The 22,075-nt window shown below is 56.7% G+C and carries 16 protein-coding genes; 7 read left to right on the top strand and 9 right to left on the bottom strand.

Annotated elements, in window-relative coordinates; translation table 11 throughout:
- From Q0072_RS02665 to Q0072_RS21870, 3 genes are all read left to right on the top strand, one after another.
- On the top strand, positions 1–597 hold a 597-nt coding region (locus tag Q0072_RS02665), incomplete at its 5' end, for a DUF6805 domain-containing protein (protein WP_366941769.1).
- A gap of 8 nt (positions 598–605) precedes the next feature.
- Positions 606–2,420 (top strand): Svx/AvrXca family virulence/avirulence protein, encoded by a 1,815-nt coding sequence (locus tag Q0072_RS02670; RefSeq protein WP_298325351.1) that lies wholly within the window; start codon positions 606–608, stop codon positions 2,418–2,420.
- A gap of 126 nt (positions 2,421–2,546) precedes the next feature.
- On the top strand, positions 2,547–2,708 hold the full coding sequence (locus tag Q0072_RS21870) for a helix-turn-helix transcriptional regulator (RefSeq protein ID WP_366941770.1): 162 nt from the start codon (positions 2,547–2,549) through the stop codon (positions 2,706–2,708).
- 298 nt (positions 2,709–3,006) lie between these two features.
- On the opposite strand, the gene Q0072_RS02675 is transcribed toward Q0072_RS21870, so the two are convergent.
- Positions 3,007–5,847 (bottom strand): beta-L-arabinofuranosidase domain-containing protein, encoded by a 2,841-nt coding sequence (locus Q0072_RS02675; protein ID WP_298325353.1) that lies wholly within the window; start codon positions 5,845–5,847, stop codon positions 3,007–3,009.
- A gap of 209 nt (positions 5,848–6,056) precedes the next feature.
- Here Q0072_RS02675 and Q0072_RS02680 point away from each other — a divergent pair, with 209 nt between their 5' ends.
- The 4 genes from Q0072_RS02680 to Q0072_RS02695 all read left to right on the top strand — a co-directional run bounded on the left by Q0072_RS02680 (position 6,057) and on the right by Q0072_RS02695 (position 10,692).
- Entirely contained in the window at positions 6,057–6,350 is a 294-nt protein-coding gene (locus Q0072_RS02680) for an MBL fold metallo-hydrolase (RefSeq protein ID WP_298325355.1), read from the top strand.
- A gap of 707 nt (positions 6,351–7,057) precedes the next feature.
- On the top strand, positions 7,058–7,246 hold the full coding sequence (locus Q0072_RS02685) for a YezD family protein (protein ID WP_298325358.1): 189 nt from the start codon (positions 7,058–7,060) through the stop codon (positions 7,244–7,246).
- A 69-nt stretch (positions 7,247–7,315) separates the two neighbouring features.
- Positions 7,316–9,688, top strand: a complete 2,373-nt coding sequence (locus tag Q0072_RS02690) for a TonB-dependent receptor (RefSeq protein ID WP_298325361.1) — start codon at positions 7,316–7,318, stop codon at positions 9,686–9,688.
- Positions 9,689–9,771: 83 nt separating this feature from the next.
- Positions 9,772–10,692, top strand: coding sequence for a sulfate ABC transporter substrate-binding protein (locus tag Q0072_RS02695; RefSeq protein ID WP_298325364.1), 921 nt, complete (start codon positions 9,772–9,774; stop codon positions 10,690–10,692).
- Positions 10,693–11,300: 608 nt separating this feature from the next.
- On the opposite strand, the gene Q0072_RS21875 is transcribed toward Q0072_RS02695, so the two are convergent.
- The 8 genes from Q0072_RS21875 to Q0072_RS02730 all read right to left on the bottom strand — a co-directional run bounded on the left by Q0072_RS21875 (position 11,301) and on the right by Q0072_RS02730 (position 22,041).
- The gene (locus Q0072_RS21875) at positions 11,301–11,471 is read right to left on the bottom strand and encodes an XRE family transcriptional regulator (RefSeq protein ID WP_366941771.1); all 171 of its coding nucleotides are present in this window, start codon (positions 11,469–11,471) and stop codon (positions 11,301–11,303) included.
- Entirely contained in the window at positions 11,404–11,658 is a 255-nt protein-coding gene (locus Q0072_RS21880; protein ID WP_366941772.1) for an Arm DNA-binding domain-containing protein, read from the bottom strand. Before Q0072_RS21880 ends, Q0072_RS21875 begins: the two co-directional genes overlap by 68 nt.
- A gap of 664 nt (positions 11,659–12,322) precedes the next feature.
- Positions 12,323–14,179, bottom strand: a complete 1,857-nt coding sequence (locus tag Q0072_RS02700) for a recombinase family protein (RefSeq protein ID WP_298325367.1) — start codon at positions 14,177–14,179, stop codon at positions 12,323–12,325.
- Between the two features lie 368 nt (positions 14,180–14,547).
- Positions 14,548–14,790: an AlpA family transcriptional regulator gene (locus Q0072_RS02705; protein WP_366941773.1), complete on the bottom strand. Its 243-nt coding sequence runs from the start codon at positions 14,788–14,790 to the stop codon at positions 14,548–14,550.
- 131 nt (positions 14,791–14,921) lie between these two features.
- A complete protein-coding gene (locus Q0072_RS02710; RefSeq protein WP_298325373.1) occupies positions 14,922–15,956 on the bottom strand; it encodes a macro domain-containing protein in 1,035 nt (344 codons plus the stop codon).
- Between the two features lie 8 nt (positions 15,957–15,964).
- A complete protein-coding gene (locus tag Q0072_RS02715) occupies positions 15,965–16,603 on the bottom strand; it encodes a DUF4433 domain-containing protein (RefSeq protein WP_298325375.1) in 639 nt (212 codons plus the stop codon).
- Positions 16,604–17,526: 923 nt separating this feature from the next.
- Positions 17,527–21,597: a helix-turn-helix domain-containing protein gene (locus Q0072_RS02725; protein ID WP_298325377.1), complete on the bottom strand. Its 4,071-nt coding sequence runs from the start codon at positions 21,595–21,597 to the stop codon at positions 17,527–17,529.
- A gap of 243 nt (positions 21,598–21,840) precedes the next feature.
- Entirely contained in the window at positions 21,841–22,041 is a 201-nt protein-coding gene (locus tag Q0072_RS02730; protein ID WP_298325380.1) for an AlpA family transcriptional regulator, read from the bottom strand.
- Positions 22,042–22,075 lie beyond the last annotated feature (34 nt).

Consider the following 22,075-nt stretch of genomic DNA (forward strand, 5'->3'; position numbering starts at 1 on the left):
AAAGCACAGTTTCGCACCAAGGGCATTGGCCGCCCGGCGGACATGACCTTCGTGCCCTTTTACGCCCAGTATGAGCGTCGCAGCGGGGTCTATTTCAAACGCTTTACAGAGGCGCAATGGAAGGACGAAGAGGCGGCTTTTCTCGCCGACCAGGAACGTCAGCGTGATCTGGCCGCCCGTTCGGTGGACGTTATGCACCTCGGCGAGATGCAGCCGGAACGCGATCACAATCTTGAATCGGACGTGTCCTGGCCCGGCACCTATCGCGGACGCAATGGACGCGATGCGCGGCAGGGTGGGTTCATGCAATTTACGATGAAGGTGCGCAAAACGCCGGGCCTGGATGCCGGGCCTTTGCAGATGCAGGCGACCTACTGGGGGAGCGACAAGCGCGCTTTCGACGTGCTGATCGACGGTCAAAAGGCGGTCAGCGTGGCCCATACAGAGGCCCCCCGACCCGGCGCGTTCTTTGACGAAATCTACGACATTCCCGAAACTTTTACCAAGGGCAAGGAGACCGTCACTGTTCGTCTTCAGCCCACAAATGGCCGCTCGACCGGCATGATTTTCGGCCTTCGCCTGTTCACCGCCAGATAGAGACTCCCATGCGCGCCTTGATATCTGCGACCGCTCTGCTGGCCGTTTCTGCCCTTTTCTCCGTTGCCGAAGCCAAAGACACTTGCGTTTCTGGTCCCTTCGCCGTTGTCTCCGGCACGCCGGAGGAAGCGCCTGTACAGTATGAGACTGAGCATTACGCCTTCAGATGGAAAGAGGGCTCCGTCAACAAGGCAGATGCCATCTCCGCCGGAGAGACGCTCGAATACATCTGGAAGTTCTATATGGACGGAACGAAGTTTGCCGTCCCCTACTGTGACACTGGCAAAAAGCACAAGGCCAATATTAATCTCGACCCGAGCTTTGCGCTTTCCGGCGGACCAACAGGGGAGCGTGATATGGGCATGTGGATTCACCCTCTGTCGCTCAAAGACAATTGGGGTCTCGCACACGAATTTGCCCACGGGCTACAGGGTTCGTCGCGTGGCTTCCGGGACTCTGTCTATTCGGGCTGGTTGTGGGAAAACCACGCTAATTGGATGACGCATCAACTTCCTGTTTTCCGGGATAACGTCCATTGCTCCGAGATGCTGGTTAACTTCCCCCACCTCTATTACGGCTCGACCCGAGATCGCTACTGTAGCTGGCAGTTTCTTGAATACCTGAAGAATGAGTTCGGCTATGAGGCGGTCAATCGCCTCTGGTCTGACGCGCTGAAACCAGGTCAGGCGGGATACGAGCAGGAAGACCCCTTCATTGTGCTGATGCGCACTCGGGACTGGAGCCTTAGCCAATTCAATGATGTGTTTGGCAACTGGGCGCTGCACAATGTTAACTGGGACTACATCAATCCGGACGGCAGCGATCAAGGCCAAATCTATCGTAAGGCCTACGGTTCCTACGACCAGCGCGACGGCCAACGCTTCCTGCGAGTCACCCAGCTTGATGCCATCGACACCCAAAAGCGGCAATTTGCGGTGCCCTTCGATTGGGCACCACAGCGCTGGGGCTATAACATTGTCAGGTTGTTCCCCGATAGCGGCGCAACGACGGTAACAGTTACTTTTCGGGGCATCGTTCAGACGAAGCCGGCAAACCCGCTTCCAGGCCTTGAGCATGAACCTTCGACACTGGCTGATCCGGGGTCAAACTGGCGTTGGGGGGTAGTTGCCATCAGTCAGAATGGCCAATCGAGGATTAGCCCCGTTGTCGATGGGGCCGATGGTGACATGATCTTCCCCGTCAAGCCGACAGATAAGGCTTTATATCTCGTCGTGATGGGGGCCCCCGATATCTATCAGAAGATTCAATGGGACCAGCCCTGGCACTCCATTTACCGCTATCCCTGGATGGCGAGCTTCGAAGGGGCCATGCCGGAGGGATTTGAGCCAGGCACTCCGACACCTACCGCCAAAGGACACCGACACCCGAATGGCGGCGGTTGGGTCGCCGATGGCGCGCAGGTCGCAGCGAGTGCCTATGTGGGGCCTCAGGCCCGTGTATTGAGCGGTAAGGTGCTGGATCAGGCACGCATCGAAGATCATGCCGTTGTGAACGGGGGTGAGGTTTCCGGTGACGCTATCGTCGGCGCGCTTAGCCTTATCTCGAATGGCGTTAAGGTCACCGACAAGGCTGTCGTTCGAACCAGCTTTATGGGCATCGGACAGTTTGAACCGGGGGCGGTGATCAAGGGAACGGCAAAGCTCTATGGCGACGTCGAACTCCGGGGAGGCCCCACCCTTACGCGCGGTGCCTACAGCGGGTTCGTGGAGGCCGACAGCCAGCAGTCCCCTCAAAGAGGTGGAAATCTCGACGAGATTCCGCAGGAGATCACCAAAAGAAGTGAGGTGAAGTGGCGACCCTAGTGAGGATTTAGATTTATTGATACATAACGCTTCGTCTGCCCATCAGACATCACGGCACACCATCGGTTAATCGAACCCTCACGCCTCATCGCAGCCGTTTGATAGGCTCTATTCAGTGCAAAAGAAATGTCCGCCACAAAGCAGAACGCGTCCGATAGTCTTGTTCGCCAGTTACAGGCTCTACGTAGGGCGAAGGGGATGTCTCAATCGGAGTTGGGAAACCTTGTAGGCATCCCCCAGAGTTATATTTCCAGACTCGAAAGCTATGACGTTGATCTTCAGCTTTAGACGCTCATCGAAATAGCCCGAGCCCTTGATATGGAGGTTGTACTTAAACCCGGGCACGCGCCTGCCAGTGGTGATGAAGACGCGTTGCACGGTGGTGTCGAGCTTCACGCAAGTCGCACGAGCTCGGAGAGATGAGCCTACGCCTAGGTCCATACGCACCGACCGAGCTATTTATCCCGACAAGACACATGCCATGTGGGGTTTGCCCTAGGCGCGTAAATCTCGGCAGGTTGGCACCCCGACAAAAGCTCACGTACTGCGCGGACGTATGTGAAACACCAAGGCAAGCGCCTGACTCTCACCCCTGATCGTTTATCCAGACTTGAGATTGCAGACCAGTAAAGCGTTGGCGGGGTCCGACCTCAGCTACTTCTGACTTTGTGCCCGGCGCGTAGTCGATATCGTCAGCGCCCATTTCGCTGGCCTGGCCACCGATGCGGTTCATCCGTGCATAGTTGGGGATGGCCAACATGGGCGAGCCATCGGCCCATTTTCCGGTCAATGCCACCACGCCACCTAGCAGGTCTGCGCGCCATTCCGCCTTGATCGGTGCCTTGCTAAGAGGTTGGGTTATGCTTTTCTGGTCGGCGAGTTCAACGTTGTAGACTAAAGGCCCGTAGCCGAGGGCCACCTTGCCCCGATCGGCTTCGATCTTCGGATCGGCGTGGATTCGCTGCGGTTCCATCGGAATTTCGAAGGCGATGGTATCGCCTGCCCGCCACTCACGCGTCACGACCACATAGCCATTGATGATCTCCGGCGAATAGGCTTTGCCATTGACGGTGAAGCGTTTCAGGCCGCTGATTTCCGGGGTCGCGGTATAGAGCGCGCTGGTCTGGCGGTTCGGCACGCGCACATGGACCGTAAAGGTCTTGGCTTCCTTGGGATTGACGGTGATCGAGACCGCGCCATTCCAGGGATAGTCGGTCTTTTGCACCATCTCGACGTCGGTCCCGGCCACCTTTTCGACGGTAATCGTTGAGCCGATGAACATGTTAACATAGAGGCCCGCCTTATCCTTCACATAGGCCCAGGTCGGGATCATGAGGAGGGTACGCGGGATGTTGGCGACACAGCACGGACAGACGTGCCAGAGGGTGCGCTCGGTATTGATCAGGGGGTTGGTGTAACAGAAGCTGCGCCCTTCGAGATCGGTCGATCCCAGGAGCGCATTGTATATGGTCTGCTCGTAGAGGTCGGCGTACCTGGCGTCGTGGTAGCTGAGGTTCATCTTGTACTGGAAGAAGATGAGCCCACAGCTTGAGCAGGATTCGCAGTAGGCGCCGTTGCGTAAACTGTAGTCCGGCCCGAAGCCCTCAGAGGTCTCGCCAGAACCGATGCCGCCGGTGACGTAGTATTTGCGATTGACCATATTGTCCCACAGCGAGGCCACAGCGCTCTGGTAGTCGCGGTCGCCGGTCTCGGCGGCAATGTCGGCCATGGCGGAATAGAAGTAGACAGCGCGGACGGCATGGCCGACGGCCTCATACTGCTGCACCGGAGGCAGGTGGCTCTGGTCGTACTCCTGTCCCCCCCGGCGCGATTCCAGCAGGAATTTGGCCAGCGCGATATAGGCGTCGCCCCGGCCGTTCCCCTCTTCGTCATTGACGAAGCGGCCGAAGCGGACAAGCGCCTGCTCCATCTCTTGGTGACCATCGAACCATTCCTTCTTGCCCGGCCCGATATGGGTAACCCAGCAATCGGCGAGCTTCTTGGCGGCATTATAAAGGCGCCGGTCCTGTCCATTGGTCAGGGTATAGTGATTGATGGCGGATTCGATGAAATAGCCGGCGATATAACCCTCGTGATTGCTCCGCTGTTCGGGCGACCAGCGCTCCGGCCATTCTGATTTTGGGGCCAGGGTCTTGGCGGTTTGAAGATAGCCGTCTGGCTCTTGCGCAGCGAGGATAATCGGAATCCACCGCTCCAGCGTCTCACGCATCTTATCCTGTGCCGCGATCATATCTTTGTCGCCCTGCGGATCAACCATCAGAGCAATGCAGATGGCCTCGACCGTTTCCAGCACCCAGGCATTTGAAAAGACGTAGCCTTTGTGCGGGCCATGCGGCTCGCCGCGATTGGCCTTGCCCGCTTCGATGAAGTTGTCGATGCCGCCATTGCCGATGGTCAGATCGGTGCGTTCACAATAGTCGATGACGTGCGGAATCCAGTTAACAATCAGGGTCTTGGCGCGCGTATTCCACAGCGAGCTGTCGATGCTGTAGCGTTTGGTATAGACGACATCGAGCCGCTGCGGCGGCGGTGCGGCCTGAGCATGGAGCTTAAGCGTCGAGCGGCTGACCTTGCCTCCGGTATGGGCTTCGAGTTCCAACACATAGTCGCCGAGCGCAGAGACCTGAGCCGTGGTGACCGGGGCCTTGGGATCGGCGAAGGTGACTTCGCCCGGCCCGGACACCTTGCGCCACAGAATGCCAGCGTCGGCCGTAGAGGTCAGCCACTCGGCCTTGCCACGGAGGTAGGTCTTACCGCCCATGACCACCGTGCGATCAATACCGGCCGCCACCGCTGGGGCGAACATCGGCACGACCCCCGAACTCATGACCTTCCATTCCAGGATACCGGTCGAGAGCGTACCGTCCGAAACGATTTCCAGACGCAGTTTATCGGTCGTCACCGCATCGAAGGTGCTGATATTGAAGATGTCTTTCTTCGCACCCAAGCCTTGCGCGTTTTTCACCGGCGTGAAGGCTGAGCCATTCCAATAGAGAATCCGACAGGCTTTCGGCGCACCAACGCCCTGGCCATCCACCCACCAGTACACCTCGATGCGGTTGGTCGTGACCGGCTCGCTCCAGTCGTACTGCACCCATTCCGTGCCCGTCTTTGGCCAATTGCCGTACATGCCCGCTTCGGCATCGGCGGAATTGGCCGGGGTGTTGCCGTCATTCAGCGCCGATACGCGGGTATCGCCGGAATGATAAGAGGTCGAGGCGGTCGCGACCTTGGCGAGATTGACCGAAGTGTTCGCAGCATGGCTAGGTGTTGCCAGCGACGCAATTCCGGTAAACAGCGATACACCCGCCGCACCGGCGAAAAAAGACCGCCGCGTGAGGACAGCGCAAGCGCAATCCGCTGCACACGAATTGGAATGATTGTCAGCGATAAATTTTCTATGCATCGGGACGCCAAGGCCTGAGGAAATTATTTAGTATACAGTGTATACTCAGACAATTTTGATTGACAAGCTATTTTCTTGGCACCCCAAGTCCTCATTCCATGGAGACCAATGGCGATCGAAGTCACAGCGTGAGGACTCGTGCCGAAAGGCAATGGGTAATCGCTCAAGGGTGAGCCCCGCGCGCTCGAAGACTGAGCGCAGGATCAGTGTTGGCATTAAAGCTACCGGTTGTGGCGATCATCTATACGCATTCGCACACCGACCATTTTGGCGGGGCGGCGGGTCTCGCCGATTTTCTGGTAAAGGACGCACCGGTGATCGCGCCAAAGGGATTTTTGAACGCGGCCATCAGTGAAAATGTCGTCGCGGGGCCGGCCATGGTGCGTCGGGCCGCCTATCAGTTTGGCGGGCCCCTTGAAAAAAGTGCCACGGGCACCCTCGGCTCAGCCATCGGTCCGGCTATACCTCAGGGCACTCAGGGTCTGTTACCCCCTAAGGTGTAGGGTTTGGATACTCAATACCTGAACCCTCGTGCCGATAGCCCGCCGCGAGAGTTCAAGCCTGCGTATAAAACGCGGCCCCGGCCAGACCCGATACCCTCGACCCGCAGGACCCACGGCACCTGCGTAGGTGCGTCAGACGTGCGGCAATCCCTGCCCCCCCTCACGGTGAGGGCTATGCCCCGCCGTTTCGCGCCGGTTGCCTAACTTAGCCCGTTACACTTGGGGGGGGGAGGTGGCCCGCGTGTGAGCGGTCCGTCTTTTGGCACCCCAAGACAAATCACTCAGTGTTGCAGGCCCTCTGATGAAATCGCCGATGGACGGCCCTCAGCGTCAGAGGCGCGCAGGGCATCGCTCCCCTCCCAGGACGCCAACAGCAGAAATAAGACGTTAAGTGTGTTAAATAAAACTCACTTTGTCCGATTTGCCATTAGAATGACTAAATTCAAAAACCGTCAACGCATCTCGTTTTACGCGAGACCAAAGGGAACAACGGTTACAACTCACCACATCAGTTTTTATTTTTATTCATTTTTATTATTATATTCAATTTTTTATAAAAACATCACCCCCAATGGCGCGCTGTAGGGGGCAGTGCCGGAGGACCGCGCAACCAGCTCATCATTTCTAAACTGAACGAAATTACCGTTGACGTTTCCGAGGCAATACACGACTAATGAGATGGTAATTTAACGCTGAGGACAAACACTGTGACCCCTCCGCAGGCTCTGAAAATACACCGCGACCTCTCCGAAGCCGAGGAGCAGATCCTCCAGGCTATCGATCAGATCCGCTACGGCTCCGTGGAAATCGTCATTCACGACTCCCGTATCGTTCAGATCGAGAAATGCGAAAAGGTTCGCTTTGAGACCCGCCGCGACAAAGACGTCCGGCTCTGAAAACAAAAGCACGCGCGCCCTGACCGGACCGACCGGAAGCGACGCCTCTCACACACGAAGGTATCCTCCATGTCCTATTCTCACTCCGCTTTGCAGGCGGGGAAGATTTCGCTCGCCCTTCTGGCTGGTGTGTCTTCGCTCGCCCTTGCCGCCCCCGTGTTCGCCACTGATGCGCCTGCCGCCGATGACGCAGCCTCTGGCGATAACGCCATCACTGATGTCTATGTCACCGCGCGCCGCAAAAGCGAAAACCTGCAAAAGGTGCCGATCGCTGTCTCGGCCATCTCCGGTGAACAGCTGGAATCAGCCGGGATCTACAATGTCGAGAACCTGCAAAAGGTGCAGCCGAGCCTGCAATTCATCTCGTCCAACCCGCGCAATACGGCGACGACCATTCGCGGTCTGGGGTCGGGCATCGGCCTGACCAATGACGGTCTTGAGCAGGGCGTCGGCATCTATGTCGATGAAGTCTTTTATGCCCGCCCCGGCTCGGCGGTCGTCGATCTGATCGACATTGAGCGCGTCGAAATCCTGCGCGGCCCGCAGGGCACCCTGTTTGGCAAGAACACCACCGCCGGTGCGCTCAACATCACCACCCGCGCCCCCAGCTTCACGCCGGAAGGCCGCATTGAGGCCAGCGTCGGTGACTACGGCTTCCTGCAAACCAAGATCAGCCTGTCGGGTCCGCTCAGCGACACGGTGGCCGTGCGCGTCGCCTTTGGCGGCACGAAGCGCGATGGCCTGTTCAAGAACACCTTCCTGAACGTCAAGCAGAACGATCTGAACAGTCAGGTTCTGCGCGCCCAGTTGCTGTGGAAGCCGTCGGATAAGCTCAATGTGCGCCTGTCCTACGACTTCGCCTATCAGGACCCGGAAGCCAATACCCAGACCTTCGTGCGCTATGGTGCGTCGCTGCGGGCGGCCAATCGTCAGTTCCCGGCGCTGGCCGCGGCGCTCAACTATGCGCCACCATCGACCAACCCCTATGACCGTCTGGTTGACGTCAATTCGCCGCTGGAAGCCAAGCAGGTGATCAATGGCCTGTCGGGCACAGTGAACTGGGATCTGGGCGATGTCACCCTGACCTCGGTCACGGCCTATCGTGACTGGGACTGGACGCCGCAGAACGACCGCGACTACACCTCCTTGTCGATCCGCTCAAAGTCCAACAACCCATCCGAACAGCAGCAGATTTCGCAGGAAGTCCGTCTGGCCTCCAATGGCGATCGCAAGATCAACTGGGTGGTCGGAGCCTATGGCTTCAATCAGCGCGTCGAAACCAATGGCGTGGAACAGTGGGGTAAGGACGGCGCCTTCTGGCTGATCGGTACCAATGTGCCCGCAAACCTGATTGACGGCCTGACCTCCAACACCCACGTGGTGACCAAGGTGCGCTCCTACGCGGTGTTCGGGCAACTGACCTGGAATGTGACGGATCGTTTCCGCATCACGCCGGGCCTGCGCTATACCTATGAGGAAAAGGACGGCAGCTTCCGTCAGATCGTCACCGGCGGTCTGGCCACCACGGTCGCGTCGCAGATCACGGCCAAGAACAATATCGCCCCGACCTATGCCTATACGGCCGATTATCAGGACGACAGCCCGTCGGGTCAGATCAACTTCGCCTATGACCTGACGCCCACCGTGCTGGGCTATGTCAACCTGTCGAAGGGCTATAAGTCGGGCGGCATCAACGCCACCGGCGTGCCGGTCGATGCCAACTTCCAGCCCTTTACCGCCTCCATCGTCGTCAAGCCGGAAGAGGTGGAGACCATCGAAGCGGGCCTTAAGACGCAGTTCTGGGACAAGCGCGCCACGGTCAATGTCGCCGTCTATAGCACAAACGTCAAAGACTATCAGGCGACTGTGGTGGACGGCAATCTGGGCGCCATTCGTCCCTATCTCGCCAATATCGAGAAGGTCGAGGTGCGTGGCGTTGAACTGGATGGCAAGTGGCGTCCAACCGACAACCTCTCGATCTATGGGTCGGTGAGCTACACCGACGGCAAGTACGCCTCGTTCAAGAATGGTCCGGCGCCGCTGGAGCTTCAGACCTCCAGTTCCTCCGTTGCCGACCTCAGCGGCAAGGATCTGCCCGGTGTATCGAAGTGGGCGGGCTCGATCGGCTGGGAATATAACCATCCGGCCACCATCGGTAAGCTGAGCGGCGACGCCTATTTCAGCGGCGATGTTGCCTACCGCTCGGACTGGAACTCTGATCCGTCGGTGTCCAAATATACGGTCGTTGAAGCCTCGACCATCGCCAACTTCCGCGTTGGCTACCGCGCCAGCGGCGGCACCGAGGTCTTCCTGTGGGCCAAGAACGCCTTCAACGAAGAGTATCTTCAATTCCTGAGCCTTCAGGCCGGCAACTCCGGGGCCATCTACGGCCAGCCCGGCGACCCGCGCAGCTTCGGCGTCACGGTGCGTAAGGCGTTCTGATCCGGGCTTACCGGCTCAGCTTGATGTTCTGATGTCGGGCGTCTGCGCACCTGTGCAGACGCCCTCTTCACGGGATTGATTCTATGACCACACCTGTCCTTGACCGTCGCCATCTCCTGACCGGCGCAACGGCGCTGACCCTGCTGTCTGCCTGTACACCCGCGCCAGCGACCAAGAAGCCGGCCCTTGAACTGCTCAACGTCTCTTATGATCCGACACGGGAGTTCTATGAAGAGTTCAACGGGTTGTTCGTCAAACACTGGCAAGAGACGACCGGACAGGACGTCGTGATCCGCCAGTCGCACGGCGGGTCTGGCAAACAGGCGCGTGCGGTGATCGACGGTCTGGAGGCCGATGTGGTGACGCTGGCCTTATCGGCCGATATCGACCGCCTCGCCAAGGCGGGCCTGACCGATCCCAACTGGCAGGGCCGTCTGCCGCATGAATCGGCCCCCTATACCTCAACGATTGTGTTTCTGGTGCGCAAGGGCAACCCGAAAGGCATCAAGGATTGGGGCGATCTGATCCGTCCGGGGGTGGAGGTCATTACCCCCAATCCCAAGACCGGCGGCGGGGCGCGCTGGAACTATCTGGCAGCATGGGCGTGGGCGCTTAAAACACGGGGCGGCGAAGCGGGCGCTGAAGACTTTATTCGTCAGCTCTATGCCCATGTGCCTGTGCTCGATACGGGCGCGCGGGGATCGACCACGACCTTTGTCCAGCGCGGGCTGGGCGATGTTCTGCTCACCTGGGAGAATGAAGCCCATCTCGCGGTGAAAGAATTAGGCGCGGGAGACGCGCTTGAGATTGTGACCCCGCCGACCTCGATCCTGACCGAACCGCCGGTGGCGTGGCTCGATAAGGTGGTTGCCAAACGCGGCACCGCCGAGGTGGCCAAAGCCTATCTGGAGTATCTCTATAGCCCGCCTGCACAGGACCTTGTCGGCAAGTATTATTACCGTCCGCTGGAGGCAACCGCTGCGGCGAAGTACCCGTCGGGGTAAGCATTACGGCTGATGACTGGCAAACCAAACTCTAGCGGGAAAAGGGAAAGGTCCGGGGCACTACTCCCGGACCTTCAGGGTCGCAGCCTCCGAGTATGAGCTGTGACCGGCATCGGTTGGGGGGGATATCCCAAGACGACGCTGTTTCATAACCTTGCCGGCAAGTCAGGTAACCCGCTGCCGACCGTACACCGGCGAGAGGGGGAGATCACCAGGACGTCAGGTGCTTATTTCCTATAGACTGAATTTTATTTTGTCGATAAAATATCTGCGTTTTTACGGCCAGAAATTCTGATGTAACAAATCAGCCCCATTAATCAAAAATGGTCCAAAAATCATTGCTATGTGATACATTTCGCACGATCTTCAAAACTTTACCTGGCGTCCTGAAGGGTGATTTACCCATCAATCCTCATCCGAAAGGGAGATTTTTATTATCTAATGAGTTTTATTTTAGACCGCAATTTCGATGGATGGGGCCTAGCTACCCCTCGCAAAGCGAGGCTACGAAACACCGCTCTTCCATTGCCGGAAACATGTCACAAGGGGGCGTAGCACTGCGACGGTTAGGGCGCGCTCGCGATTACCGCCCACGACCGACAACCGATTCAGGCCGCGCGCGACTTCTGCAAATCAATGCGTTGGCCGGTACGTTCTGAGAGGGCGATAAGGGTTTCCAGGTTGAACTTTCCAAGCTTGCCTCGTAGCAAATCAGACACGCGTGGCTGAGTAATACCCAAAAACTCGGAGGCCTGTAGCGTCTTCCCGCCGCCGGGCATCCTTCAAGCTAACGGTGGGGTACACGCCGACCGCTAAAAGCTGCTCCTTACCAAGATACCTATATTTCAGCCTCCAGAGTTTCGATCCTGTTGGATTGACGACCAGGTACAAGCCACCTGTATCGAATAGCTTATAGGCGTCGGTTTTTGGTTTCGCGGAACGGATTACGGCGTCTGAAAGTGACATTTGGGGGTCTCGCTTTTTGAGGCTCGTCGCGAGACCCCCAAAAAGACCCCCAATACGCCCGAATGCGGGCGGATCTGGTCGGACGTCGGCGGACCTCACTGAGGCCCTAAACTATTAATTTTAAAGGATTTTTGTAATGCGCCCCAGGCCGCGAGAAGGCGCAGTGGTGCTGGAGCCGTAACCACATTCACGGGATAAGGGGATGAATTCTCTCACCTATTTCTTTGTAACAATTGTTCGAGACCACCAATTAGACCCCCAAAATTTTCGGCGAAATGGGGACAGATTTTGGAATCGAACCCGTGCCAAGTGGCTGAAATATTACTGTTTCTCATGAAAAATTTCCCTCGCTGAAACGGTAATATTTTAGCGGGAACATTCGGTGAAAATCCGCTTGAGTGGGGTTATTTTCGGTAAAATTCACGTGATGGCGGTTTCAGACAGCTCCGTTCATAGTCCCTTCTGCACCGCCCGAGGGCCATATATCTGTCAGAGAAAGATGACTGAGCAACGCTGCCTATCAGCGCTGCCAACCTTGCGCGCAACCCGAGGGCCCGCTCCTGTTCCACTTGATCAGTAATCTCTAACAGCGCACGTCGATCATCATCACAACCGAGCTAACTTTCGCCGGATCGCCTTCTGGCCAGTCACTGCCCACGGGTGCTTATCTGGAAGGTGGATGAGCGTGGAACGTCTCACGGCTACGCCGCCCTCCCAGCCGCCCGACATTCGGGATGCCCGCCCGTACGTATAAATGCTTGAGGGATGCGTATCGCTCATAAATACGATATGTCGTGGGCAAAAAGGGGTCGTCGTCTATCAAATTGGCCGTTACCCGCCCGTGTTCTTGATAAAGCCGCCTGATGCCCGCTATGAGCTCTTCGTCGCTACCAAGCTTAGCTTTACTCCGTCGAACAACGGGCTCTCCAAGCTTCGACTTTGCGTATCTCGATATCATCCGGTAATAACCTTCCGCGACCTGCTCACCGTGACTCAGGGTAATCCCAGCGGCGGCGCAAGCATTGGTGAAGGTGCCGAAGCGATGGCGGAACCAATCCGTCGCAGGAAGCTCTGGATCGGCTTCGACGAGCGCGGTCGTGACGAACCCATTTCGATCATGCAATGTTTTGAGTTTTTTGATGGCCAAATCCTGGTGCGCGTCCCAATAGGATTTCCGTCCAGAATTCAGATAGCCCTTGGCATAGCCTATCTCCGCGTATGCCAACCTCATGGATCCAAACCGTTTAGGGTAGACGCTTGGGGACGCCGTATACGGGCACTGCTGAATAAGCCGTCCTGATAACTCCCCTTTCTCCGCTAACAGTCTTTTCAAACCGTCGAGAAGTTCCTCTCTCGTATACCTCTGATGTTTGTTGCGGGTCATTTTACACGCGTTTCTTTGGTGCGCTGTATCGGGCTTATAACCCAAAAGTTCATATAACTTAGCCAGGCTACCAAAATGTCGCGCATATGTATGCGGCCCCGGAATGTCTGGGCAGCAGGCTATCAACGCGCTGGAAATCCTGCCCTTTGCTTTGAGAAGTCGCCCAGCGCCTGCAATCATTTCGCGTCTTGTGTACTTCGTCGGTCGCTTAAGTAGCAATCGCTTTGCCAAATCGAACGTCTGCTCGGACACGAGTGGTTTCCCAACCCTCACCTTTATCCACATCGCTTCAGGGTTTTTCGCTTTTTTGCTTTTCAGCCTCGTCGTCGTCTTATTGTAGCTATATACGCCAATATTCAGTGTATTCGTCAGCACACCCTTTATCTTCCGAGCGGTCCACACCCCGCCACTGTCGGCAGCAACCCCGTCATTATTAAGTTTTCGGGCGATGGTGCGCAGATCAAAGCGATCCCGTGTGAAAAGCTTGAATATACGCCGAATAGTCGCGACCTCTTCCTTTGGCCCGGGAACGATAACGACTTTGTCCGATGTTAGTGATTTTCGCTCACCCGCCTGTAGGATGCGTTGGTGTGTACCATCCCCGGAGACTAGCATTCTCCGGTAGCCAATGGGCAACGGCCCCCCTTGCTTGAAACCTCTCTCAGCTGTGGAGACGGCCGCACGGCTGACTTTCACGGAAAGTTCGCGACTGTACTCACTCGCCATGATCCGCTTCATATGCTTCAGAAGAGACGTGGCTACACTGTCGTCGTTGGCAAAAGCCTCGTTAACGTATTCTATGCGAACACCCATATCTCGGCAAATGAACTCGTAGGCAGCATGTTGATCCACATCCTGGAATCGCCCCCACCGACTGACGTCTAGCACGAGTATGATGGAGAAGGTTCGCTGGGGTTTGGTCACGTCGTGCAAAAGCCGAACCAAGCCTTCCCTCCCCGCAATCGTTAGTCCGCTTCTGCCCTCATCGGTATAGGTGGCGATGAGGTTGTAACCGCACGAAGTCGCGTGGCTGGCAATAAGGTCACTCTGATGTTCAAGGGAGTACCGTTGATGCTCTGTGGAAACACGAACATACCGCACAGCATTAGGTCGGCTCGCCAAAACCAACTCGTTCATGGCCTGTCCTCACTGATCAAGAGCCCTGAGAGTCTTCACCACGCGGGAGGAAATTTAGCCGGGTTCCTGCCACACTGTTGGACTTTATAAGCCTCCTCATTTTACGCCTAATCACATTCAAGATACGTTGGCAGGCCCAGACGCCAAGAACGCCCGAGGACGCGGCAAACGATGCCAACCATTCGGTGTCTGAGCGCCCGAGGGATGAGCGCGGACTGTATTCCTCCTAGATCGCCGGTTATTGAGGTATAAATCTCAAATCGATACCGCGAGGCCCGGCCCGCACTCCCTGGCGAACCGCCAGAACTCACACGACTTCCCAAACCGGCGCCTGCGGCGAGCCCCCCAAAAAAACCCACCCTGCCCGGCTATCGCACCGACGAACGGGACGCTGCCACGCGGTCTTCTATCCAGGCGATAACTTCGCGCTCGACCCAGCCGACATTGCGACCACCGAGACCAACCGGCTTGGGAAAGCCGCCTTCCCGAATACGCTCGTACACCGTCGAACGGCTGAGACCCGTGAGTGTCTTTACCTCAGGCAATCGTACGATCCTCATCGCACGCGGCTTTGGTGACACGACAGCATCATCTTGACCGGCAACACTCATTTCAGCCTCCAGAACACTGCAGCCAGTGCAGGACTATGCTGTGGGCTGTCCGATACTTCGAGAGGGGTAAGGTGATTTTGCGGTGGTGTGCGGCGGGTGTCGGCAAAGGTGCATGGTGGCGTGCGCCATCATTACGCCGCGTGTAACCATCCCTTTTCAACCAGCGTATTGAAGGCTATTTCGATCTGCCTTGGCGAGAATTGCTTCTTACGCTCGTTCCATGCATAGACTTGGTTGATCGCGCTGGCCGCATCCCTTGCCTGGTCATGAGTAACCACCCAATGAACCGTGGCTAACAACTCCAGCCCAAAGGGCGTTTCGAAGCCTTCCACCAACTCCCCCACCCGATCAAAACGGGCGCGTGACGCTTCATCCGCTTGCAGAACGAGCTCGGCTTCATCGACAGCCCCTGGGACCAACGACAACTGCTTATAGGGCGCGTCACCCCCGTCCTGATACCCTGAGACAAAATGCCCTTCGATGCGATTCAAAACATGTCTGAGATTTTCAGCGTAGGGACCGTAGAAGTGCTTGCTGTAATTTAGGCGCAGCGGTGCTCCGGCGACCTGCATAAAGTACATCAGCTTCTGCAGCTCGACCAACGTCACAAAAGGGTCCATAAGTCCGCGCAAGTAACGGTTCATCAGGGTAACCAGCGCAGCGCGACCAACGGTCATCGAGGGCACCTCTCGCGACTGCGTCTCAACGGGCGCGCTCATCGGCTCATAGATCACGATGCGAACATCGTTCAAATCCGCCAGTGCTGACACGATCCGTGGCTTCACCTGTCCCCATTCCAGACCGCCCAGACCGCTCCCAAGTGGCGGTATAGCAATCGAGGTGATGCCTAGCGCCTTTATATCCTTGTGAAGCGCCTTTAGTCCGCTATCGATGTCTTCCATACGGCTCTTGCCGCGCCAATGGCGCTTCGTCGGGAAGTTTACGATGAAGCGGGGATTTGTCAGGCGGCCTGTCGGATAAATAAACATCTCCCCCGGACGCACCTCCCCTTTCGCACACGCTTCGGCGTAGGCGTCATAATTCGCTGGGAAGAGGTTTTTAAACTGAAGCGCAATGCCGCGGCCCATCACACCGACGCAATTGACGGTGTTCACGAGCGCATCGGCTTCCGCCTCCAGAATGTTGCCAGTCGTAAATTCGATCATTGCGGGCCTCAATAGTACCAATCCCGTTTGATTTCTACCGCCGGACGGTGATCCGAATGGTGTAATGCGATACCCACGTGGGTGGCTATCGGTTGAGTACAGACGCCAATCCGCTCAACCAGATGCCACGGAAAGAATTCCTCCAAAAGGAATTCTGCCTGCTTGCCTTCCTTCACGCCAGACCAGTTCGTCGCGCTAACGGCGTCCCATTTGATCTCGCCGAGTTGAGCGAGATCACAGCGGTCTTCGAAGTAGCGAGCCCCCGCGTTTGACAATGTGAAAGCCCACTTCCGATCGTTGGCCTCTGCCCAAGCGACCGTGTCCAACAAGTCGGCTTCGAGGTGGACTATGGGTTCCTGTCCTCCACGGTAGGCCAAGTCCGGGTTACGCACGTGTATCAGATAAAGCATTACAGATCTAGAACAAAAGTAGAACGGAACGCATTGCCCGACGAAAAGGCCAGGGTGACATTGGAGACTAAGCACATTCAGGCGCCGCGCCTTAATATGGTTCATGCCAATGGTCGTTCCAGAATCCTGACGCTGGATCATCCTCGCATCAGACATAAGGCCGCCGGAGGCGAGAATGGACGACAATCTGTCGAGATGGACGATGTGATATATTTTCGGACGTGCAGGAACCGCCATGTGTCTTTGCCGCTCAGGAGATGACAAATGCAGGGACCGGCCAGAGGCCAACCACTCCCGTCACGTAAGGAGGTTTTAGAATTCGTGATTCTTGCCTTTCGATCAAGTCTTGGGCAGACGATGCTGTCTTGTCCGTCAGACATCGCACCGTTCCCGGTATGCGAGCGTGTGCCCCAATGGCGCGGGGCGACCCTAATCGCTCAAGGGTGAGCCCTGCGCGCTCGAAGACTGAGCGCAGGATCAGGGTCGGCATTAGCCCGATGATCTGATCGACGCCGTGCGCGAGACCAAACTCGATATAGCCTACAGCCAGAGACTGGCAGATGACACGACGCGTCTGCGCGGGCAACCGACTGTCGATGCATAAGCGGGTTCGGACATCGGGCGGAGCCAACTCCGGATCTACGGGAAGAGATAGGCGTGGTCGCTCGTAATCTCCTCCAGCTCCCGTAACAGGGTGATTGACCACCTCATCGTATCCATCTGCGCTTTGAAGGTTAGACATTTTCGGCAAGCATCAGGAACACATCGATTCCGGGATGACCGGCCCCGCACTCCCAGTCCAACCGCCCGAAACCACGCAATTTCCCAAATTCGGACCGGCGGCGAGACCCCCAAAAAGACCCCCCACTTTACCCGGCCGTGTCTAAGGGGGCACGTGAAGACGCGATCCCCCATGGATTCAGACTGCGAACGCCCTCTCCACCCCGCTGACCTCGCGTTCAACAAGGCCAGCAGGCGTGAGGAGGCCCATCTCGTCTCCGCCCTACCAGACATAGGCTGGTAACGAAATCCACCAATAACCGCAATGCAGTTGATGCTGAGCTAATCTGAAAGATCACTGCAACAAAGCTAATGCGTAGCGCTGGCGTATAACCACTCGACGTCACCTGCCACTGTCAGTTGCACCGAGAAACGATCACTCAGTGACCGAGCCGCCTTGCAATCTTCGCGTCCGCATCTTCTCCGTCTGCCTCGTGATTGTAGCGATCAGCGAGCTGGTGCATGAAGGCACCAACCCGCGGATGGGTGAACTCTATCGACTTAGCCCAACCGCGATATTTCTCTGCAAGACTACGTTCCTGTGCACCGCCTTCGCCTCGCCAGATCGCACCTCTGGAGTTCACAATACCCATGAACAAACCACTCTGAACGTCGGGATTTGCGACTTGTTCGAGTGCGTCCCTGACCGAAGGCTTTGGCCAAACACCATCCTCGCCGGCCTTTGTTTTCGCTAACATATTGCCAATCATCTGATCGCCGATTACGCGGCGTCCGAGCACATCGAGTCCATTCTGGACCTCATTGACCCATCGGATCAGGTTCTGCCGCTCAAAAAAGCTCTCGTCTACCGCGCCCTCGAAGTCCATTCGATCCAATAGCTTGTAGCACTGAAGTTTGCGCGCCCCGCGCCTCTCAGGGTCGTCGAGCTGCAGCTCGACCGGATCAACACCCCCGTCCTTTCGATTGAATGCAAAGGCTACAGCCTGCACATAGAGCCCAGGTTCCCTCGCCATGGACCTGATCAGATTCACTGGCTGGCTTTCCCCTCGGTCAAAGAGGTCAATATACTGGAACTCCAATTCAGCCATCTTCTCTGCGTCAACATCGCCGCTGGCGGTAATGAACTTGAACGCCTCACGGATACGGTATGGGTCGAGCTTATAGGGTTCGGGAGGCGTGTTGGCACTTCTTGCAATCGTAACCAGCAATTCGTAAAGGAAATAGGGTGGCATCCGTTTCAACATGTGTTCAACAGAATGGAACGCCGCCATTGGACGGCCGATTGCCATGAGTTGCCGTGCTCCCGTCAGAGCATCCGCGTCTTCCGAGCCCCATTGCGGATGGACCGCCGTCCAGTAGGCTTCAGCGGTTGCCTGCGAAAGCGCTTCCAAAATGCTCCAGGTCGACGAATCAAAAGGTGCAAGTGCGAGTAGGTACGGCTGCTTCACCTCTGGTATGTTGTCGATGACCTTCCTAAGGACGGTAGAGCTTGCCTGCGACACCTTCATCAGCGCGCCCGACACGATCAGCGATCGTGCGCCGCTAAGGTCACCGGTGACAACTATTTCCTCCAACTGCGCAGCAAGCACGTCATCGGACGGCGCAATACTGGCGAGCGCCCATCCAACTTGTGAGGCACCCTGACCGCGTTGGGCCAAATCGATTAACGCGGACACGCCGCCAACCGTCACTACCTCACCCACCGCTATTCTGCGCTGTTCAGCGATTCGGGCATCTCGTTCCTTAAAATCATAATCGTCTTCCGCGATTTCGCCGAGAGACTCCTCTACCCATGGCGTACGAAACAACCATGCGTGGCGTAGGATTGGGTCGGAAGGCACAATACGGTCGTAGATAGCTCTCGCTCGCTCTTTTGACGTGAGCTTCTTTCCTGCTTTCTTCTGACGTCGAGCGACACGGTGCGTGAGGAAGTTCGAGCGAATAACCTCCCTTATTTCCACTTTTTCTTCTTCACTCGATCCAGCCAGCCAGCTCTCAACGACGTCCCACACCCGGTCATGTAGCGTTTCTTCTATACCCCTCAGGCCGCGCATCAGGTCGCTGATCGTCTCGCGAGTGTGGTGGGGCCAGTTCAGCGCCACATCGAACACGAAAAGGCAGAAATCATTGTCTTCCGTTCTTGACAGAGGATGGCCATACCCGTGGCCGTCCGGGCGCCAACGCGGCTTTTTTGAATGCATTCCTATGCGAGAAGTTTCGGAGAACTGCTCAATACAGATCGGCCATGCCACCGACGGATGGTGAGTCGCCACCCAGGTAAATGCTGCCTTGCGCTTTTCGAGAACCGCAGTTGTCTGGGGCATCCACGACCGAAAAATTGCCGACAGGCTACCAGAAGGCTTGTTCATCAGTCGGTCATCAATGACCCGTTCCGATAGCTTGGCCAGAACCACGACCGTACGCATGAACAACTTTTCCGACCAAGCGAGGGATTCGAGCGCCCATATGAGCCCCGTTCGTCGAGCTGGGCTAAAGGGAACGTCATTGATCGGGCGCATCAGGGTCAGGCAAACAGGTGCTTCACCAGTGAGATCAGCTTCGATTATTGAAAGGAATCGCTCAGGCGCTGCCTCCGCATAAAGCGGCATCTTGTCACTTTGCGATTCCAGCACATCGCGCGTTAGAGGTGTCAGAAGGTTGGATACCATCTTCTCAGCCATCCAGGCAGTATCTACACCCAGCCGTTCCTTGAAGAGATTAGGGCCATAGACAGCGAGCATTACGAGGGTTTCGGCCAAGCCCTCGCGAAGGGTTCCGGATAGCTCCCGCGTTTTGCCATGGATCGCAGCGGCCCATTGATCCTCCTCAGGAAGATCAAGCGCTGGGTCAATTTCTGCGAGGACCATTTCCGCCGTGCTGAAAAACCGTTCCAGATCTTCTTTAGAAACCGAGTTTCGAATTGCAAAGAGGACGTCGATCTTCGAGACCACTCCCCTAATGCTGGAAACAGACCAGACAGGCGCACTTTCTTTGGAAAGCAAGCTGGCAAGCCGTCGCTCCAAGAGGCCATAGTCGTTGACGCCAGCAAGTATCTCCAACACCGCACGATCAGCTCTATTGTCCGAATTCCATGCGCCAGCCAGCATATAGGGAACCAGCAGAGCGGCGGTCTCTTCGTCATCTGCCCATCCTGGCGTACGGATCGCCTCAAGTCGCGACAGCCGGCGCCTGAGCACAGTCAGAGATCGACCAGACTCCCGCCCAAGCTGATCGATCCCGTCCCGGTCAACTCCCATGGCATCCAGCGCCCGATCGAACCCTTCTCTACCCAGAGGCTCAAGCTTGATATCTGGGTCGGTGCTCGTCGCATTTTTTGGATAGATGATAAAGGCCGGCATCACGTTCCGATACGGAGCAAACTCCTTTTCGACTTCCTTCGACATGATGACGGGGATGAAATTGCTCGTTCGTGAGCCAAGCTTTAAAAACGCCCCGGCTTCGCGGAATACAACAATACGGTCCCGGTAGAGGCCTAGGTCTGGATCATTTCTGGAGAATACCGCGCTAAGGAAACCTAGGGCCTCCTCGCGAGAATCTGCGTGGATGACAACCGGCTCATTACTGCCTGATGCAAGGCGATGCATGATTAAGGCTCGATGCTCTGAGACCGCCTCGGCAAAAAAGTCCATACTAAGCTTGGGTTCGCAGTCAGCACCCCATACTTGCTCAGCCGCATCTAACGATTGAGCGCCCTGTGCCGCCTGCCCTGTCTCCCCAGCGAACCACACTTGGCCTGGAATGGATTGACTAAGCCATTGTTCAAGATCGGCAGCGTCAAGCGCCTGCACGTCCTTCCATTTTTTTTCGGCCCTTCGCGCCTTGACCCAAGCATCCTTACCAGCCCATCTGCGAGGCGTCACGAAGACGAAAGTCATCTGCTTGCGCTCGGTGGCATCAACCGCCACTACGCTCTTCTCGTAGTCACCGTCCGCCTTCTTATTGATGTTGCCGTTTACGCCAAACTCCCATCCGGAGCAGCCCGAAGGAATGTACGGGCTCGCCAGTTCCGAGACGACTTCACCGTCCCATCCAGGCCTCTCGCTGTCGTCATTTCCTGGAAAATTGACGCGGCTCAGCCCGACACCGGTCGAGTTGACTAAAGTTCGCAGAAGCACGGAAAGGCGATGGCGAGGGCTGATCCCGCCCTTTACAGCCCATGCCTCAATATCGACAGCTTTCAGCTGAAGAAAGGGCGGAACGTAGGCTCGGATCGCTGCAGCCGGCGAAGTCGCCGTCGCCTTCGCCGCGTCCCAGGCACTTTGCAAGTCTAGAAGCTCCCGTACGGGAACATGAAAGGCCGCTTCCAACTTGGCCGCCATTTCAGGTGAGAGATCGGCATTACCGTTTAGAAGGTTAGAGAGCGTCGGGCGGCTAACTTCAATGAGTTTGGCGGCCGCCGTGACGTTCATTTCCTTGGGCAGAACGTGGGCGCGAATGTACTTGCCAGGGTGTTCAACTATCTCAGCCATGAAGTGTATTGTATCACGCTACACCAACGCAATCAAATTTTGTATTGCGACGCACTACACACCGCGAAGAATATGGCAAAGCAAGCCGTCCTGATCCCTAAGGTTGCCTCTCGGCGGAGATTAAGACACAAGTACAATCCACATCATCGTTCGCAGGCCCGTGCCCGGTTCAAAGCTAGGCATGAGCCTCAAGCCACCCGGCTACTTTGAAAGGCCACGGGTGACGGCAACTCGCCCATCGATTCAAGCTAATACTTCGCTTTCTAGCCAGCCGACACATCGTCCACCAAGATCGACAGACTTTGGGAATTGCCCGTCGCGAATGCGCTCATAAACTGTCGATCGGCTGAGCCCGGTCAATGCCCTCACCTCAGCCAACCGAACGATCCTTGTTGCGGTCGGACCTCGCGATTTTGATATCTCACCTGCGCTTAAGTTGGTCATTCCGGCCTCCGCTTCTCGGTGGGGTCTGACTGAG

It is taken from the genome of Asticcacaulis sp. (genome assembly GCF_027484505.1).
GTDB lineage: Bacteria > Pseudomonadota > Alphaproteobacteria > Caulobacterales > Caulobacteraceae > Asticcacaulis.

Coding starts and splice junctions, on each gene's coding strand:
- Q0072_RS02670 (WP_298325351.1), top strand. CDS start 606: ATGCGCGCCTTGATATCTGCGACCGCTCTGCTGGCCGTTTCTGCCCTT.
- Q0072_RS02710 (WP_298325373.1), bottom strand. CDS start 15,956: ATGATCGAATTTACGACTGGCAACATTCTGGAGGCGGAAGCCGATGCG.
- Q0072_RS02700 (WP_298325367.1), bottom strand. CDS start 14,179: ATGAACGAGTTGGTTTTGGCGAGCCGACCTAATGCTGTGCGGTATGTT.
- Q0072_RS02725 (WP_298325377.1), bottom strand. CDS start 21,597: ATGGCTGAGATAGTTGAACACCCTGGCAAGTACATTCGCGCCCACGTT.
- Q0072_RS02695 (WP_298325364.1), top strand. CDS start 9,772: ATGACCACACCTGTCCTTGACCGTCGCCATCTCCTGACCGGCGCAACG.
- Q0072_RS02715 (WP_298325375.1), bottom strand. CDS start 16,603: ATGGCGGTTCCTGCACGTCCGAAAATATATCACATCGTCCATCTCGAC.
- Q0072_RS02705 (WP_366941773.1), bottom strand. CDS start 14,790: ATGAGTGTTGCCGGTCAAGATGATGCTGTCGTGTCACCAAAGCCGCGT.
- Q0072_RS02675 (WP_298325353.1), bottom strand. CDS start 5,847: ATGCATAGAAAATTTATCGCTGACAATCATTCCAATTCGTGTGCAGCG.
- Q0072_RS21870 (WP_366941770.1), top strand. CDS start 2,547: ATGTCCGCCACAAAGCAGAACGCGTCCGATAGTCTTGTTCGCCAGTTA.
- Q0072_RS21875 (WP_366941771.1), bottom strand. CDS start 11,471: ATGCCCGGCGGCGGGAAGACGCTACAGGCCTCCGAGTTTTTGGGTATT.
- Q0072_RS02730 (WP_298325380.1), bottom strand. CDS start 22,041: ATGACCAACTTAAGCGCAGGTGAGATATCAAAATCGCGAGGTCCGACC.
- Q0072_RS02690 (WP_298325361.1), top strand. CDS start 7,316: ATGTCCTATTCTCACTCCGCTTTGCAGGCGGGGAAGATTTCGCTCGCC.
- Q0072_RS21880 (WP_366941772.1), bottom strand. CDS start 11,658: ATGTCACTTTCAGACGCCGTAATCCGTTCCGCGAAACCAAAAACCGAC.